Annotated in this window: 20 protein-coding genes; 6 read left to right on the plus strand and 14 right to left on the minus strand. The window is 64.3% G+C overall.

Annotation, left to right across the window (positions count from 1 at the left end; genetic code table 11):
- Nucleotides 1–31: 31 nt before the first annotated feature.
- The 4 genes from C1A13_RS13405 to C1A13_RS13420 form a co-directional block, all read right to left on the minus strand.
- The gene (locus tag C1A13_RS13405) at nt 32–1,036 is read right to left on the minus strand and encodes a LacI family DNA-binding transcriptional regulator (RefSeq protein ID WP_101552831.1); all 1,005 of its coding nucleotides are present in this window, start codon (nt 1,034–1,036) and stop codon (nt 32–34) included.
- A 42-nt stretch (nt 1,037–1,078) separates the two neighbouring features.
- Nucleotides 1,079–1,936: a carbohydrate ABC transporter permease gene (locus C1A13_RS13410; protein WP_101552834.1), complete on the minus strand. Its 858-nt coding sequence runs from the start codon at nt 1,934–1,936 to the stop codon at nt 1,079–1,081.
- A complete protein-coding gene (locus C1A13_RS13415) occupies nt 1,936–2,781 on the minus strand; it encodes a carbohydrate ABC transporter permease (RefSeq protein WP_101552836.1) in 846 nt (281 codons plus the stop codon). The genes C1A13_RS13410 and C1A13_RS13415 overlap by 1 nt, the downstream gene beginning before the upstream one ends.
- A gap of 89 nt (nt 2,782–2,870) precedes the next feature.
- On the minus strand, nt 2,871–4,265 hold the full coding sequence (locus tag C1A13_RS13420; protein ID WP_101552838.1) for an ABC transporter substrate-binding protein: 1,395 nt from the start codon (nt 4,263–4,265) through the stop codon (nt 2,871–2,873).
- 148 nt (nt 4,266–4,413) lie between these two features.
- Here C1A13_RS13420 and C1A13_RS14690 point away from each other — a divergent pair, with 148 nt between their 5' ends.
- Both C1A13_RS14690 and C1A13_RS13425 read left to right on the plus strand, forming a co-directional pair.
- On the plus strand, nt 4,414–4,632 hold the full coding sequence (locus C1A13_RS14690; protein WP_146021732.1) for a hypothetical protein: 219 nt from the start codon (nt 4,414–4,416) through the stop codon (nt 4,630–4,632).
- 32 nt (nt 4,633–4,664) lie between these two features.
- Nucleotides 4,665–4,925: a sporulation transcriptional regulator SpoIIID gene (locus C1A13_RS13425; protein WP_101552840.1), complete on the plus strand. Its 261-nt coding sequence runs from the start codon at nt 4,665–4,667 to the stop codon at nt 4,923–4,925.
- 63 nt (nt 4,926–4,988) lie between these two features.
- Here C1A13_RS13425 and C1A13_RS13430 read toward each other — a convergent pair whose 3' ends face one another.
- From C1A13_RS13430 to C1A13_RS13440, 3 genes are read right to left on the minus strand one after another with little or no spacing between them, the layout of a single operon-like run.
- Nucleotides 4,989–5,378 (minus strand): secondary thiamine-phosphate synthase enzyme YjbQ, encoded by a 390-nt coding sequence (locus tag C1A13_RS13430; protein ID WP_101552842.1) that lies wholly within the window; start codon nt 5,376–5,378, stop codon nt 4,989–4,991.
- The gene (locus C1A13_RS13435) at nt 5,368–6,117 is read right to left on the minus strand and encodes a nitroreductase family protein (protein ID WP_101552844.1); all 750 of its coding nucleotides are present in this window, start codon (nt 6,115–6,117) and stop codon (nt 5,368–5,370) included. The genes C1A13_RS13430 and C1A13_RS13435 overlap by 11 nt, the downstream gene beginning before the upstream one ends.
- A gap of 4 nt (nt 6,118–6,121) precedes the next feature.
- The gene (locus C1A13_RS13440) at nt 6,122–6,538 is read right to left on the minus strand and encodes a secondary thiamine-phosphate synthase enzyme YjbQ (RefSeq protein WP_101552846.1); all 417 of its coding nucleotides are present in this window, start codon (nt 6,536–6,538) and stop codon (nt 6,122–6,124) included.
- 171 nt (nt 6,539–6,709) lie between these two features.
- Between C1A13_RS13440 and C1A13_RS13445 the strand changes: the two genes are divergently transcribed.
- Nucleotides 6,710–8,092 (plus strand): MATE family efflux transporter, encoded by a 1,383-nt coding sequence (locus C1A13_RS13445; RefSeq protein WP_242970879.1) that lies wholly within the window; start codon nt 6,710–6,712, stop codon nt 8,090–8,092.
- Between the two features lie 87 nt (nt 8,093–8,179).
- Here C1A13_RS13445 and C1A13_RS15210 read toward each other — a convergent pair whose 3' ends face one another.
- The 4 genes from C1A13_RS15210 to C1A13_RS13455 form a co-directional block, all read right to left on the minus strand.
- The gene (locus C1A13_RS15210; protein ID WP_256153210.1) at nt 8,180–8,308 is read right to left on the minus strand and encodes a hypothetical protein; all 129 of its coding nucleotides are present in this window, start codon (nt 8,306–8,308) and stop codon (nt 8,180–8,182) included.
- Nucleotides 8,309–8,357: 49 nt separating this feature from the next.
- Nucleotides 8,358–8,489, minus strand: coding sequence for a hypothetical protein (locus C1A13_RS15215; RefSeq protein WP_256153209.1), 132 nt, complete (start codon nt 8,487–8,489; stop codon nt 8,358–8,360).
- A 1,120-nt stretch (nt 8,490–9,609) separates the two neighbouring features.
- Nucleotides 9,610–9,867, minus strand: a complete 258-nt coding sequence (locus C1A13_RS13450; protein ID WP_101552847.1) for a DUF1905 domain-containing protein — start codon at nt 9,865–9,867, stop codon at nt 9,610–9,612.
- 41 nt (nt 9,868–9,908) lie between these two features.
- Nucleotides 9,909–10,910 (minus strand): helix-turn-helix transcriptional regulator, encoded by a 1,002-nt coding sequence (locus tag C1A13_RS13455; protein ID WP_101552849.1) that lies wholly within the window; start codon nt 10,908–10,910, stop codon nt 9,909–9,911.
- Nucleotides 10,911–11,039: 129 nt separating this feature from the next.
- On the opposite strand from C1A13_RS13455, the gene C1A13_RS13460 reads away from it, so the two are divergent.
- From C1A13_RS13460 to C1A13_RS13470, 3 genes are all read left to right on the plus strand, one after another.
- On the plus strand, nt 11,040–11,330 hold the full coding sequence (locus C1A13_RS13460) for a GIY-YIG nuclease family protein (protein WP_101552851.1): 291 nt from the start codon (nt 11,040–11,042) through the stop codon (nt 11,328–11,330).
- An 88-nt stretch (nt 11,331–11,418) separates the two neighbouring features.
- Entirely contained in the window at nt 11,419–12,246 is an 828-nt protein-coding gene (locus C1A13_RS13465) for an MYG1 family protein (protein ID WP_101552852.1), read from the plus strand.
- Between the two features lie 17 nt (nt 12,247–12,263).
- Nucleotides 12,264–12,791 (plus strand): DUF6125 family protein, encoded by a 528-nt coding sequence (locus C1A13_RS13470; RefSeq protein ID WP_207654197.1) that lies wholly within the window; start codon nt 12,264–12,266, stop codon nt 12,789–12,791.
- Between the two features lie 63 nt (nt 12,792–12,854).
- Here C1A13_RS13470 and C1A13_RS13475 read toward each other — a convergent pair whose 3' ends face one another.
- From C1A13_RS13475 to C1A13_RS13485, 3 genes are read right to left on the minus strand one after another with little or no spacing between them, the layout of a single operon-like run.
- Complete coding sequence (locus C1A13_RS13475; RefSeq protein WP_101552856.1) at nt 12,855–13,316, minus strand: pyridoxamine 5'-phosphate oxidase family protein; 462 nt, start codon at nt 13,314–13,316, stop codon at nt 12,855–12,857.
- Between the two features lie 15 nt (nt 13,317–13,331).
- On the minus strand, nt 13,332–14,858 hold the full coding sequence (locus C1A13_RS13480) for an ASKHA domain-containing protein (RefSeq protein ID WP_172439292.1): 1,527 nt from the start codon (nt 14,856–14,858) through the stop codon (nt 13,332–13,334).
- A 4-nt stretch (nt 14,859–14,862) separates the two neighbouring features.
- On the minus strand, nt 14,863–15,390 hold the full coding sequence (locus C1A13_RS13485; RefSeq protein ID WP_101552860.1) for a phosphatase PAP2 family protein: 528 nt from the start codon (nt 15,388–15,390) through the stop codon (nt 14,863–14,865).
- Nucleotides 15,391–15,524 lie beyond the last annotated feature (134 nt).

Genomic DNA, 15,524 nt, shown 5'->3' on the forward strand with positions numbered 1-15,524 from the left:
CGCCTCCGTTTGGTGGATTGCTTTCGCCCGGTCAGAGCGTCCGGACGCTCTCCCCCTCGATGAGCTCGAAGGGGGCGGTCTCGTGGACGGCGTCGCCGCCGTTCTCGATGCTGTTGATGAGGATCTCCACGCCGCGCACCGCCAGCCGCTCCTGCGACTGCTTGACGGTGGCGAGCTTGGGATTGTAGTATTCCGCCAGCTCCACGCCGTCGAACCCGACGACCGAAAGGTCGCGCGGGACCTCAAGCCCCCGGTCGCGGAGGGCGCGGACGGCGCCCACGGCCATCACGTCGCTCATCGCGAAGACGGCGGTGAGCCCGGGCGCCCGGTCGAGCAGCCGGCCCATCGCGCGGTAGGCGCTCGCGTAGGCGAAGCGCGCTTTCTCGTACTGCTTTTCCGGCTCGAAGGAGACCCCGCGCGCCGCGAAGCTGCGCAGGCACCCCTCGAGGCGGAGCTGGCTCGTATAGGAGCGCCCGACGTCTCCGCCGATCACGCCGATCTTCGTGTGCCCGCGGTCGATCAGGTAATCGACCGCGCGGCCCGCCGCGGCCGCGTCGTCGGTCGACACGCTCGACAGGTTCGGAAAGCCGAGCGCCCCGCCCGGGTTGGTGACGAGCACGCTGGGGACGCGGATGCGGCTGAAGTTCTCGCGGAAATAGGAGAGGTTCCCGCCGAGGAAAAGGAGCCCCAGGGGCTTCTGCTCCCGGCAGAGGAGCAGCGCGTGGCGCACCTCGTCCGAGTCCTCGTCGAGGTAGTAGACCACGTCGGTGTAGCCCGCGGATTTGATGAGGTCCTGCATCCGCTCGACGATGGGGGCGAAGAGCATGTTGGAGGTGCCCTTCACGACAATCGCGATGCTCTTGGTGGCCGTCTGCTTGAGGTGCTTGGCGTTGTTGTTGGGGATAAAGCCATGCGCGTCGATGACCGCCTGGATGCGCGCCTTGGTTTCGGCGCTGACGTCGGGGTGGTCGTTGAGCGCGCGGGAGACGGTGCTCACCGCGTACCCCGATTCCCTGGCAATGTCCTTGATCGTCACGTCGCCGGCCTCCCTTCACACGTCGTTTCGCTGATTCCTATTCTACCCCTTTACCGCGCCCGCGACAACGCCCTTGATGATATATTTTTGGCAGATGAGATAGAAGATGATGATCGGGATGATCGACAGCACGAGCACCGCCATCAGCGCGCCCATGTCGCGGGAGCCGTAGCCGCCCTGCAGATACTGGACCGCGATGGGGATGGTGCGGTACTTGTTGCCGATGACGAGGTAGGGCAGCAGGTAGTCGTTCCAGATCCACATGGCGTTGAGGATCGCGACGGTGATCGCGGTGGGCCGGAGGATGGGGAAGACCACGAGGAAGAAGGTCTGGATGGGGTTGCAGCCGTCGATCATCGCGGCCTCCTCGATTTCGAGCGGGATCGATTTGACGAAGCCGCTGAACATGAAGACCGAAAGCCCCGCGCCGAAACCGAGGTAGATGACGATGATGCCCACGGGGTTATCGAGGTGGAGCATGTTGGCGACCTTGGACATCGGGAACATGACCATCTGGAAGGGGACGATCATGCTGAAGACGAAGAGGTAATAGAGCGCGCCGGAAAACTTCCCCTTCGAGCGGATGATGTACCAGGCGGTCATCGCGGTGAAGAGGATGATCGCCCCCACCGAAAAGACGGTAATGAAGAGGGAGTAGCCGAACGCCGAGAGGAAGCCCGCCTTCTCGATGCCGCTCAGGTAGTTTTTGAATCCCACAAAGGTGGCTGGGCCGTCGGCGGTCTCGGTGAGGGTCGGGAGCTTGAAGGGCGCGTCGGAGATGAAGAACTGCCCCTTGAAGGAGTTCATCAGCACGACCAGGATGGGCGCGAGCACCAGCAGCGCGAGGATGAGCAGCAGGATGAAGATGGCCGCGTTTGCGAACCTGCGTTTGACTGCCATCAGTTCTCGACCTCCTTCCGGCGGGTGAGCATGAGCTGGGTAAAGGCGATCACGCCGACGACGATGAAGAAGACGGTCGCCTTGGCCTGGCCGACCCCCTCGAAGCCGACGCGCCCGTAGAAGGTATTATAGATGTCGAGCGCGAGCATCTGGGTCTCCTTGGCCGGCGCGCCGCCGGTGAGGGCGAAGTTCTGGTCAAAGAGCTTGAAGGAGTTGGTGAGGGTGAGGAAGGTGCAGATGGTGATCGAGGGCATCACGTTGGGGATCGTGACGTGGATGAGCGACTGCCAGCCAGACGCGCCGTCGATGGCCGCCGCCTCGGTGAGCTCGCCCGAAATATTCTGGATGCCCGCGATGTAGATGACCATCATATAGCCCACAAGCTGCCAGTTCATCAGCACGACCAGCCCCCAGAAGCCGTATTTGGCCGAGAAGGTGATGTCCACCCCGAAGCGGAGCAGAAAGCCGTTGATGATGATCTGCCAGATATAGCCGAGCACGATGCCGCCGATGAGGTTGGGCATGAAAAAGACGGTGCGGAAGAGGTTGGTGCCCTTCATCGCGCGGGTGAGCAGCATGGCGAGCGCGAAGGAGAGCAGGTTGATGGTGATCACCGAGACGACGGTGAATTTCACGGTGAACCACAGGGCGTTGAGGAAGTCTCTGCTGCCGGTAAACGCCTTGACGTAGTTGGCAAGCCCCACCCACTGGGTGTTGGTCACCGTTGTAAACTCGGTAAACGAGAGGTAGACGCCCATCACGAACGGGATGAGAAACGAGATGGCGAACGCGATGAACGTCGGCAGCGCGAAGAAGGCGAAATACTTTCTCAGCGTTTTTGACATGACATCCCCTCCTGTCGGATAACAAATGCCGTCCCGCACCGCGGGGTGCGGGACGGCGGGAAGATCAGCGGATGGGACAGCGCCCGCTGTTACAGGTTGCTTTCAGCCTTCCACTCGTCGACGACCAGCGTCTTGACGTCGTCCCACGTCTTGGTGCCCTGCGCGTACTGGAGCAGCGCGGCGCCGAAGTCGTCCTTAAAGGTCTGGCTCGGGAAGACGAGGAACGCGCTCCACGGCACGGAGGAGACGCCCTCCTTGCTCATCCAGGCGCTGACTTCCCTGGCGAGCGGGTCGGTCGGGCGCTCATCCTCGGCAAAGGTGTCGAACGGGGCGATAAAGCCGAGCTTGTTGGTGACGAAATCCTTGCCCGTGTCGGAGGAATAGAGCCAGTAGATGAAGTCGGCTGCCAGCTTCTGCTTTTCGGCGGGAGCCTGGCTGTTGATTGCAAAGAAGTTTTCGGTGCCGACGCAGATTCCCTGGGACTCCTCGCCGTCCACGCCGATATAGATCGGCATAAACTTGATGTCCTCCTCCTTGACGGTGTTGCCCTCGACCTCGGCGATCTGGCTCCACGCCCAGTTGCCGTTCTGGACCATCGCGCACTGTCCGAGCGCGAATTCCGCCATCGAGTCGGCGACCTGCTTGCTGCCGAGCAGCTTGGGATCGACGGTCGAGTTGTTCAGATAGAGGTCGAAGATGTTCTTGTAGTTGTCGCCGTACTGGAAGGTGATCTCCTTGGTGGCGTCGGTCGAGAGGTCGACGTTGTTGGCCTCGAACTCATAGTGGACCGGCAGGTTGGCCAGGTGGGTCTGCCAGCGCCAGTCCTCGCCGGGCTTGAGGGAGGTGGAGGCGAAGACGCCCTTGATGCCGAGCTGGTCCTTCTTGGCGGTCATGTCCTCGACGACCTCCTTGAGCTTCTGGAAGCTGCGGATCTCATCCATCGACTTGGCCTTCGCGCCGTCGAGGGCAAAATACTTCTCCATGATCGCGTTGTTGTAGATGATGCCGTAGCCCTCGACCACGTAGGGGATGCCGACGACCTTGTCGCCGTCGGTGATGGCCAGGCCCTTGTCGGTCAGGTGCTGGTAGAGCTCGGTGCCCGAGAGGTCGGCGCAGTAGTCCTTCCAGTTGGCGTAGCCCTTGGGGCCGTTGATCTGGAAGAGGACGGGGGCGTCCGCCTTGGCGATCTCGGATTTGAGGGTCTGCTCGTAGGTGCCCGACGCGGCGGTCACGACGTGCAGCTTGACGCCCGTCTCCGCCTCGTAGGCCGCGGCGATCTCGTCATAGACCGGGGCGATCTCGGGCTTGAAGTTGAGGTAGTAGAGCTCGCCGCCCGCGGCAGGCTGGGTGGCCTGGTCGCCCGAGGTCGTGCCGCTGGGGTCGGCCGCGGGGGTGCTCGGCGTGCCGGTGCCGCCGGTGGAGCCGCAGGCCGCCAGCGTGGCGAGCATCGCAATCGCAAGGATCAGTGCCAATAATTTTTTCATTCTGGTTTCCTCCTGTTATCGGTTGTGTGTACGGATCAAACCATAGGCTGCAAATGTTTGCCGAAACGTTTCCGGTAACGCTACCGGAAACGTTTCCAGTTGACGCTTTCAATATATCCTCTCTGGAAAAAAAGTGCAAGAGCATTTGATGAAAAATAGCAGGATACCTAAACATATCCGGCCCCTTTTAGGTGACGTGCACAATTTCCCCGCCGGCCGCGCGCGTCAGCGCGGCGCCTGTGGATTATTTTACGCCATGCCGAAGGAATTATTGATCGAAAAGCAAATTTTCATGCAGCCTGCCCCGGAAAAACGCGGCTTTTTCGCCGCACGCCCGCGTTCTTTTACAAAATACAGCCGCATATAGATTAGTAGACAGAACGCAGGGGAGGTTTCGCTTTGAAAGGTTTGCCGGAGGAGCGCGCGATCACGTTCGCCCACTATATCATTGACAACAATACCACCGTACGGGCTACCGCCAAGGAATTTCATATATCGAAATCGACGGTACATAAGGACGTAACCGACCGGCTCAAAAAGATCAACCCGCTGGTATACGCGCAGGTCAAGGAGGTGCTCGACCGCAACAAGTCGGAGCGCCACATCCGCGGCGGCATCGCCACCCGGGAGAAATACGCGCGCCTCAAAACCCACGCCTGATCAAACGCAAACGAAAGGCCCGCCGCGGATGCAGCTGCATCCGCGGCGGGCCGTGTTCTTTTTTCAGAGCAGTTTCACGTAGAACCGCCGGGTGCGCGGGCCGTCGAACTCGCAGAAGTAGACCGCCTGCCACACGCCGAGCACCGGCCGCCCGTTTTCGACCGGGAGCAGCACCCCCGGGCCCACCGCGCTCGCCCTGAGATGGGCGGCGGAGTTGCCCTCCGCGTGGCGAAACTCCGGCCGGTCGGGGTAGGCCCGCTCAAGCCCGAGCAGCATGTCGGACACGACATCGGGATCGCTGTTCTCGTTGACGGTGATTCCCGCGGTCGTGTGCGGGCAGTAGACGAGGCAGGCCCCGTCGGTGACGCCGCAGGCCTCGACCGCCTCGCACACCCGCGCGGTCACGTTGTAAAAGCCCTGCCGCCCCGTCTGGAGCGTGTATTCACAGAGCATCCGTCCCCGCCTCCCCTCCGCGCAGGTACGCGCCGCCGCTGCCCGGCTTCCAGCTTCCGCCGCCCGCGCCGATCTCGAAATGCAGCTTCGCGATGCCGAGGTCGACCGCCTGGGAGGCGTAGTCGGGGACCGACGCGCTGACCGCGCCGTCCCGCCAGACAAAGCGGACCGGCTGCCGGTTGAGGGCGGAGGGCGCGCGCCGGACGGCGCGCATCCCCGCCGCGAACCAGTCGGGCGGCGTCTCCCCGCCCGCGTCGTAGAGCGCCTCCAGCGGCTTGGTCGAGCGGTGGACCATCCGGTAGATGAACCGCTCCTTCCCGCCAAGCTCCGCGGACACGTGCCCGACCGTAATCACGCAGACGAGCTCCTCGTCGGGGAGCAGGCGGCAGGGGCAGGCCGCCCGGTCGAAGGTGCCGCCCACCCAGCAGGTGCCGAGCCCGAGCCTGGTGGCCTCCAGGACGAGCTTCTCCCCCCAGTAGCCCACCTTCTCCCGCAGGCAGAGGTCCGCGCGCCTGCCCGCCATCGCGAAATAGCTGTTCACGCCCGAAAACATGCCGTAGCTGCGGCGAAAGCCCCGGAACGCCTCCGCGCCCTCCCGGACAAGCTCGACGCGCAGCCCGGCGCGCCGGTTGTATTCCCCCACCAGCGTGAGCAGCGCGCCCGAGGTAAAGGGCTCCAGCGGCGTCTCCAGATAGCTGCGGCGGGAAATCCGCCGCTCGACGGCCTCCAGGTCGGTCATATCCTCACTCCCCGATGATCTTGATCAGCACCCGCTTGTCGCGTTTGCCGTCGAATTCAAAATAGAAGATCTGTTCCCACGTCCCGAAATCGAGCCTGCCGTCCGTCACGGCCACGACCGTTTCCCGGCCCATGACCGTCCGCTTGAGGTGCGCGTCGGCGTTGTCCTCGCAGCCGTTGTGGCGGTACTGGGCGTAGGGCTTTTCGGGCGCGAGCTTTTCCAGCCACACCTCATAGTCGTGGTGCAGCCCGCTTTCATCGTCGTTGATGAAGACGCTTGCCGTGATGTTCATCGCGTTTGCGAGCAGCAGGCCCTCTTTGATCCCGCTCTCCCGCAGCGCCTCCTCAACCTGCGGCGTGATGTTGACGAGCCCGCGCCGGGCGGGCAGGCGGAAATGCAGCTCCTTGCGGTAGGATTTCATCGGCAGCGCCCCCTTTGCATTTATTATAACACGCGTCCCCGGCCGGTACAACGTCGCATCCGGTCATCTTTTGTTCACAATCCCGGCCACAGTGAGGACACAGTTTGTTCATATTCTTGCGCTATGATGGTCTTTTAAATATGAACGACAGAGGGGGAGTGGGAGTCCGCCATGAAGCAGGATATGGACTACCGATTTGCCAATGAAAACATTCCAAAACTGATCTTATCGCTTTCCGCGCCGGCGATCGCGGCGCAGGTGATCAACGCGCTCTACAACGTGGTCGACCGGATGTACATCGGGCGGATGCCCGGGAACGGCACGGTCGCGCTGACCGGCGTGGGGCTGGCGTTCCCGATCATCATGGTCATTTCGGCGTTCGCGGCGCTGGTCGGGTACGGCGGCGCGCCGCTCGCCTCGATCAAGATGGGCGAGGGCAGGCGCGACAAGGCGGAGGAGCTGATGGGCAACTGCTTTACCATGCTCGTGGGCGTCGCGGTCCTGCTGACCGTGGTGCTGATGATCTTCAAGACGCCGCTCCTGAACCTCTTCGGCGCGAGCCCCGACACGCTGCCCTACGCGGACAGCTACCTGGAGATCTACCTGATCGGCACGATCAGCGTGCAGATCGCGCTGGGGATGAATCAGTTCGTCTCGGCGCAGGGCTTTGCCAAGACCGCCATGCTCACCGTCTGCATCGGCGCGGCGCTCAACATCGTCCTCGACCCCATCTTCATCTTCGCGCTGGATATGGGCGTGCGGGGCGCGGCGCTCGCCACCATCCTCTCCCAGACGGTCTCCGCGGTGTGGGTGCTCCTGTTCATCTCCTCCAAGCGCTCCAACCTGCGTTTGCGGGCGCGCAACTTCCGCGTGAGCCCCAAGGTCGCGGGACCGGTGCTGGCGCTCGGGCTTTCCCCCTTCATCATGCAGAGCACCGAAAGCCTTGTGCAGGTCACCTTCAATTCCTCGCTCCAGAATTACGGCGGCGACGCCTACGTCGGCGCGATGGTCATCATGAGCAGCGTCATGCAGTTCTTTATGATGCCCATCATGGGCCTCGCGCAGGGCTCCCAGCCGATCATCAGCTTTAACTACGGCGCGGGGAACCACGGGCGCGTCAAGCAGGCGATCAAGTACATGACCGCCTTCTGCGTGACCTTCGGGATGCTGCTGTGGATCATTATGGTCTTTTTCCCGCAGCTGCCCATCCGCATCTTTACCGGCGACCCCGCCGTCATCGCCCTCACCTCCCGGCTGATGCGCATCTTCTTCCTCGGCATGGTGGTCTTCGGCTTCCAGATGTCCTTCCAGCAGGTGTTCATCGCGCTCGGCCAGGCGAAGGTCTCCATCTTCATCGCCATGCTGCGCAAGCTGATTCTGCTGATTCCGCTCGTGCTGATCCTGCCGCATTTCATCACCCCGCAGACGACCGGCGTCATCATCGCCGAGCCGATCGCCGACATCACCGCCGCACTCACCTGCTGCGCGCTCTTCGCCTGGAAGTGCCGCCGGCTGCTGAACGGCGCCCCGGAAACTCCTCCGCAGGAGCAGTAAACGCCATCAAAACGGCCCGCCGGTTTCGCATCCGCGAAGCCGGCGGGCTTTGTCATTGCGCCTGAGCGGTGGGAAACGCCGGGGCGCTCACGCGGCCCAGCCGTCCTCGAGGTCCCGAAGCGCCTCCTGTTCGGTGTCGGCCGAGAATTGGAACCTTCCAAGCCGGTCGTACACTTCCACGTGCCCCTGCACCCACCTGATCTGATAATCCGCCATTGCCGACACTCCTTTCCGTGTTGTGCGCGGTCCTGTTCCCGTGTTTCGTTCAGTCCTCCCGGACGGCCTGGAGGTAGCGCTTTTCGGTGCGGTAACCCTCCCGGGCGGCCTTCCGGCACTGTCCCATCATATAGCGGTAAAACCCGTAGCTTCCCGCCAGCCAGACGATTGTTCCCAGCATCTTTTTCCCTCCTTCCATCCTTATTATAATAGGGTGAGTGTCCAATATAACGGACAGTTTGAGGGGCTTTCACTCTGCGTGCGGCAGAGATTTCCGGGTCCCGCCCCGGCGGCGGTTTGGGATTTGCCGCGCTGCGCCCGGCGGGGCTTTCACGGGAATTGCCGCCCGTGGGCGGCAAGAATCACGAGCGCGTTCCGCCGCGCGTCACGGGTTCCTTTTCGGACGGACGAAAAGGAACCAAAAGTCCGCCTAAGAACCCTCCGCCGGGTTCTTAGGAATCTCCGGGAGTACCTTGCCAGTACCCGCAGGTTACCGCCGCTCCCCACGGGTACACCAGCTGAAGGCTCAATTCAGGTTGCGGGTGCACCCAACGATGGAAACAACGGTGCGGCGAACTTGCCGGGTGGGGGCACACGGGGGAGGGTCGCTGACCCTCCGCCCGTGAGGCGCACGCGCATCGGCTTGACCGATCGCGGGGTCAGTTGCGGGCAGGGGCCGCAACTGACGTGCGCCTTGCGCTCCCAACGACCGAAGCCGGATGGCACGCCGGGGACCCGCGGCGGAAAACAACGCCCGTTCCGGGCGTTCGCGCGCTCTGCGCGTGTGCGCGGCAAAGCCGCGCAGTTTTCCGCCTCCCCGTGGGCGCTGCGCGCCGCGCAAAAGCGGCCGTGCCTCCCCGGATGCACTTCCGATACGGTTCCGGAGACTCACCGGCAGAGGCATTGCGCCCGCGGCGCGGCGGCGGGCGGGCTGCTGTAGGCTCGTTCGCTCATCCGTGACGGGGCGCCGCCGACTTTGGCCGCAGGCCAACCGGAGGCGGCGCGGGGGTCGCAGGGGCAAAGCCCCTCGTGCCCTTCTTTGGTTCCTTTCTTGGGCAAGCAAGAAAGGAACTCGCTGTCGGTCGACCACCGACAAACTCCGCCGCTCACTGAGCGGCAAATCTAAGCCCACTCTGGGGTGGGACCCGGCAAACTACACCGCTCACTGAGCGGTATGCCTAAGGACCGCCATCGGCCGGCCGCCGGCAACCTCCGCCGCTCGTTGAGCGGCAAACCCAGCCGTTCCCGCGCGGCAAAAAAGCGGCCGCCCTTTCGGGCAGCCGCTTACCTATAAATCCAATTTAAATCTCCTCCACCGTGACGACCACGGCGTCGCCCGGCTGTTTGCCGATTTTCGCGCGGATGTCCTTACGCAGGCCAAGGATATGGCAGGGCGTCCCCATGCGCACGAGGCTTCCCTCGTACAGCTCGCCGTCGAAGGCGGCCCGCACCCTGACGCGCCCCTTTCCATATACGGCGCGCACGTCGAAGGGGATTTCGACATACGCGCCGTCGATATCCGGGACTTTTTTGATGATCGCCGTAAAGGTCCGTTTCATCCAACCGCCTCCACGGATAAGATACCCGGCGGGACGCGGGGCTATTCGCTGTAGAGAGCGAGGACCTCCCGCGCGGCGGCACAGAGCCCCTGCGCCACATGGCCAGGGGAAAGGATTTTGACCTCCCCTCCGAACCCAAAGACCCACGAATAAAACTGAGGGCTCACCTGCACCTTGACGGTGGCGTTGAAGTGCGCGTCGTCCGCCCGTGAGAGGAAGGCGTCCTTGCCGAAGCGGTCGAGCACCACGCCGGCCAGATGATTGACGAACCGCAGCCGGACGGTTTCCTCCTCGCCGCCGAACATCCCGAACACCCGCTTGGAATAGAGCGCCATGTCAAACCGGTCGAAATGCTCCTGCCCGTCCCGCCGTTCTGCGGTGAGCTGGATTTCAGCCATTTTGTCGACACGGTAGTGCTTGATGATGTCCGCCTCGCTGTCGAACCCGATCATATAATAGTTTTCATCGTCCCAGGTCAGCGCCCACGGGCTGATGCGGTAGCGTTTTCCATTGCGGCGGAACTGCTTTTTGAGCGGCCCGCCCTCCTCCGAAAAGTCGACCGCCCACTCGAAGTAGCGGAAGCTGATCTTTACGCCAGCCGTGATTGCCGCATGGATCTTGTCGACGTTGTAGTAGATGCTTTCGTTCATCGTCTTGATGCGGTTGGTGACAAACACCTGCCGCTGGAGCAGCCGCGCCTCGTGCACGCTCGCAAGGCTTTCCACCTTTTTAATCAGCTCGGTGGATTTTTTGTGGGTGATGAATTTGGAGGACTGCACCGCGTCGACCAGCAGCTTGAGCTCGGGCAGCTGGAAGGTCCGGTTCGCGATGAAGTATTTGTGCCCCGTGCGCTCGACGTCCAGCCCGTAAACGCGCAGCATTTCGAGGTCGTCGTAGATGCTCTTGCGCTCCGCCGTGACGCCGTAACCGCCGAGCGCGTCGAGGATCTCCGGCAGCGTGAGCCCGTGCTCGTCGTCGGTGCGTTCGAGCAGGATCTTCATGAGATAGAGCAGCTTCAGCTTCTGATTCGGATTTTTCGGCATTTTCCCGCCCCCTTTACAGTCCCATTGTAACAAATTTCCTGTCCAATAAACAGCCCTCTTTTTACCCTTGCCGGGGCGGGTCCCGCGTGGTATCATAGTAACAGCGCGAACCGGGGGGAGGCTTTCGGGATGGAAAACGGGACATGCTATGCATATCTGCTGCGCTGTGCCGACGGCACCCTTTACGCGGGCTGGACGAACGATCCCGCCGCCCGGCTCGCCGCCCACAACGACGGCCGCGGCGCGAAATACACCCGCGGGCGGCTTCCGGTGGAGATGGTCTACCGCGAGGCGTTCGAGACCAAAGCCGAAGCCATGCGCCGCGAGTGGGAACTCAAACAGATGACGCGGGCCCAAAAGCTCGCGCTGATCGCACACGGGGCCGAGCGCCCGCCGTCGTCTCAAAAAGGGGCTTTTTGAGACGACGCCCGCGCAAAGCGCGGGCCATGCGTCCCTTCGGGACGCATGGGCGGGCGCCCCGCACCCCTGTGCCATGGGAGGAACACGAATGACGGCAAGCATCCCCGACACCGCCCTGACGCACGGCGGAAGATTCCATGCGGACGACGTTTTTTCGGCCGCGCTTTTAAAGCTCCTCAACCCATCCGTCCAAATCACCCGGGTGTTCGACGTACCCGAAAACTTCGACGGGCTCGTCTTCGACATCGGATGGGGAAGATTCGACCACCACCAGAAAAACGCGCCCGTGCGGCCCAACGGCGTGCCCTACGCGGCGTTCGGCCTGCTGTGGAAGGAATTCGGCGCGGGGCTGGTCGGCCCCGAGGAGGCCGAACGGTTCGATTTCCATTTCATCCAGCCGCTCGACCTCGACGACAACACCGGCTGCGGCAGCGAGATCGCCGGGCTGATCGGCGCGTTCAACCCGAGCTGGGATTCGGACAGGTCGCCCGACGACTGCTTCGCGGAGGCGGTCGCCTTTGCAGAGGTGATTCTGGAGAAGCGGTTCGAGGGCATCTGGAGCATCCAGCGCGCCCGCGCGCTCGTGGAACGCGCGCTCGGCGAAATGAGGGACGGGATCGTGATCCTGCCCACCTTCGCCCCCTGGAAAATGGCGCTCGTGCCCTCCCCGGCGGAGTTCGTGGTCTATCCCTCCCAGCGGGGCGGATACAGTGCGCAGGCGGTGCCGAACGACGACGAGACGCACAGCCTCAAGCACCCCTTTCCCGCCGGGTGGGCGGGCCGCTCCGAGGAGGAGCTTCCCCGGATTTCCGGAATCGAAACGCTGCGCTTCTGCCACAACAACCGGTTTCTGATCGCGGCGGGAACGCTGGAGGACGCCGTCCGCGCGTGCGAAGCCGCGCGGCGGGAAAAATAGAGACGGAGGAAACGATGATGACGGAATATGAATCCATTCAGGAGCTGCCGCGGGAAAAGCTGCTCGAGCTTTGCGAAATGTTTTCCAAGAACTGGCTTGCGCTAGACGGGCTGTGGTTCCAGTCGATCGAACACAAGCGCGGCATGGACGAGGCGGTCGGGCACGACGTGAACGCGTGGGCGCGCTTCACCGAAACCGAGGCGCGGCGGATCAAGGAGTTTCTCGGCCTGCCCGAGCTGGCGGGGCTCGAGGGCCTGCGGCGCGCGCTGGCCTTCCGGCTCTACGCGCCGCTCAACCGCCACGAGACGGTGCTCGAGGGCAATACCCTCACCTTCCATGTGCGGTCCTGCCGCGTGCAGGACGCGCGCGCCCGCAAGGGGATGCCCTACCACCCCTGCAAGCCGGTGGGGCTCGTCGAGTACACGAATTTCGCCCGGGTCATCGACCCGCGCATCACCACCGAGGCGGTCAGCTGCTACCCCGACATGACCGACGAATCGAGCCGCTGCGTGTGGCGCTTCACCCTGGACCCCCAAAACGCCTGAGGCGGGCCGCTTAATGTCCGGATAACCTGCGAAAAACGGGAGGCCGCTTTGCGGCCTCCCGTTTTAATCTCCCGGGTTCCGTTTGGCGCTCGCCGTGCGCACGGCGAGCTTACAGATGCAGACGGCGGGCAGATATTTTTCGACGACCTCTTCCCTGCGTGGGTCGCCCGGGGAAAACCGCCGTGCCAGCAGGTCGAGCTTTTCCCGCTTTTCGGCGGGGTCGGTGACGATCGAGGCGGTCCCGGTAAAGACCGCGCTCTCATAGCGGGTGTTGTACCGCTCGGGGATCACCCTCGCCGGCCCCACCACCGTAAAGCAGACCTCCGGGCGCGCCCTGATGCAGTCGAGCTTCCGCCCGCTTTTCGCGCAGTGGAAAAAGACGCACCGCTCCTCCGGAAGCCAGACATAGTTGAGCGGGATGCCGTAGGGCCCGCCCTCCGGCGTCACGAGGGAGAGGAAGCCGTATTCCCCCTCCGCGAGGATGCGGTAGGCCTCCCGCTCGTCCAAAAACCGGTTTCCAGCCATGGCGTTCCGCTCCTTTCACCCCTCAGGGCTTCCAAAAATCATTTCCTCCACGAACCGCTCCCTGAAAACCGGGCTCTCGGTGAGGTCAAGCACCCGCGCGTCCCGCGCGAGCGCCTCCGCGTCGTCGAGCGCCCGCTGGGAGGCGGCGATCATGCAGGCGCCCATCCCGGCGGCGTTGCCCGCCGCGGACACCCGGCCCGCGAGCGCGGCGGGGATGAGGCCGACGCGCGCGGCGGCCTGCGGGTCGATCGCGCTGCCGAAGCCCCCCGCGATGTATAGGGTCTTGACGTCCGACGGCGAGAGGCCCGCCGCGTCGAAGAGGGCGTCCATCGCCGCCGCGATCGCGGCCTTGGCGAGCTGGAGCTGCCGGATGTCCCGCTGGGTGAAAACTACCCCGCCGCCGAGCGGGAAGCCCTCCTCCCAGCGCTCGTCGAGCAGGCCGGTCTCGTCAACGGCGCCCAGCTCGAGCAGCGCGGCGAGCAGGCTGACCGCGCCGGTCCCGCAGACGCCGCGCGGCGGCCCGCCGCCGATCGTCCTGCAGACGATTCCGCCGTCCCTGACGGCGGCGGCGCAGATTGCGCCGTCGGCGGCGACCATCCCGCACCGGAGCCCCGCCCCCTCGAAGGCGGGACCCGCGGCCGCGGAACAGCAGAGCGCGCCCTCTTCGGTCATGAGGGCGAGTTCGCCGTTGGTGCCCACGTCGAGGAGCAGCTCGCGGGGCTCGAGGCGGCAGGCGAGCAGGGCGCAGACGGTGTCCGCGCCGACGAACGCGCCCACGCAGGGCGCGAGATAGACGGGCGCAGCGGGCGGCAGCGTGGGGAAATATCCCCGCGCGTTATAGAGCACCCCAAATAAGCTCTGCGGGGTATAGGGCGCCGCGGCGAGCCCGGCGGGGTCGAGCCCGGCAAAGAGGTGGAGCATCGCCGTGTTGCCGGTGAGCACCACGCCGCGCACCCTGTCCGGCCGCACGCCGCGCCCGCGCAGCAGCCCGGCGAAGAGCCGGTCGAGCTGGCCGGCCAGTGCCTCCCGCAGGGGGCGGACGCCGATTTCGGCGCATTTCCCGATGCGGGTGATCACGTCGGCGCCGAAGGGGGCCTGCGCGTTCAGCTCCCCCGCTGCGGCGGGCCTGTCCGGACGCAGCGGGTCGCAGAGATACGCGGCGACCGTCGTCGTGCCGATGTCGGCGGCGAGGACATGCCCCCGCCCGAAGGGGGACTCCCCCGCCGCGGCGGGGAGCGTCCCGCCCTTCCGCACCCGCGGGCGCGGAGGGGAAAGCGCGTGGACGGTGCAGCTCCCGAGCGCCCGCGCGCAGCAGGCGAGCCGCACGTTGGAGAGCTGTTCCTCGGTCGTGAGCAGCCGCTTTTCCTCCGCGGAGAGGGGGGAGAGCTCGCCGTAGGCGGTCACCCTGCACGCCCCGCAGGTGTGCGCGCCGCCGCAGGGCAGCGAAAACCCGTGGGGCGCGAGCAAATCGGAGAGGAGCGCCGGGCCCTCCCAGGGGATCTCAAACCGCTGGCCGCCGAGGGTGGCGCAAATCCGTTTCACCGGCTCATCCCTCCCCGGGCGTCCGCGGCAGCAGCCTGCGGCAGAGCCAGCGCGCGAGCAGCGCGCTTCCCACCCCGAGCAGCGCGCCCGCGAGCAGGTCGGTCGGATAGTGGACCGACAGGTAGAGCCGGGAAAAGGCGATCAGAGCGGCCAGCGCCAGCGCGGGCACGCCCCACTTTTTGTTGAGCAGGAAGATCGCGGCCGCGCACGCGAAGGAGGACCCCGTATGCCCCGATGGGAAGGAGGAGGAGCCGGGCGGGGGGATGAGCAGCGAAACGCCGGGCAGCAGGGTGAAGGGGCGCGGCCGCTGGATCAGGTTTTTGAGCACGACTTCGCCCGAAACATAGGCGATCAGCAGCGACAGCCCGCAGAAGATGCCCGCGCGGCGGGTCTTTTTGCGGGCGAGCAGCACAAAGCAGATCACCACCCAGATGAATCCGCTGTCCCCGAGCGCGGTGATATAGGGCATCACCGTGTCGAGGAAGGGGCCGTGCAGATGTTCCGCGGCCCACCGGACGATGGTAAGGTCCATGTTCGCACCTCCTAGCAGTCCCTCTATTTTATCATGGGAACGGTAAAACAATCAATGACAAACGGGAGATTTGTTGGTATAATAAACAGGTATTCACCCGGGCGGCGCCTGTGAACCGGACGGCGGCGCGCGCC

The organism is Anaerotruncus massiliensis (ex Togo et al. 2026), from assembly GCF_900199635.1.
GTDB classification, from domain to species: Bacteria; Bacillota; Clostridia; order Oscillospirales; family Ruminococcaceae; genus Anaerotruncus; species Anaerotruncus massiliensis.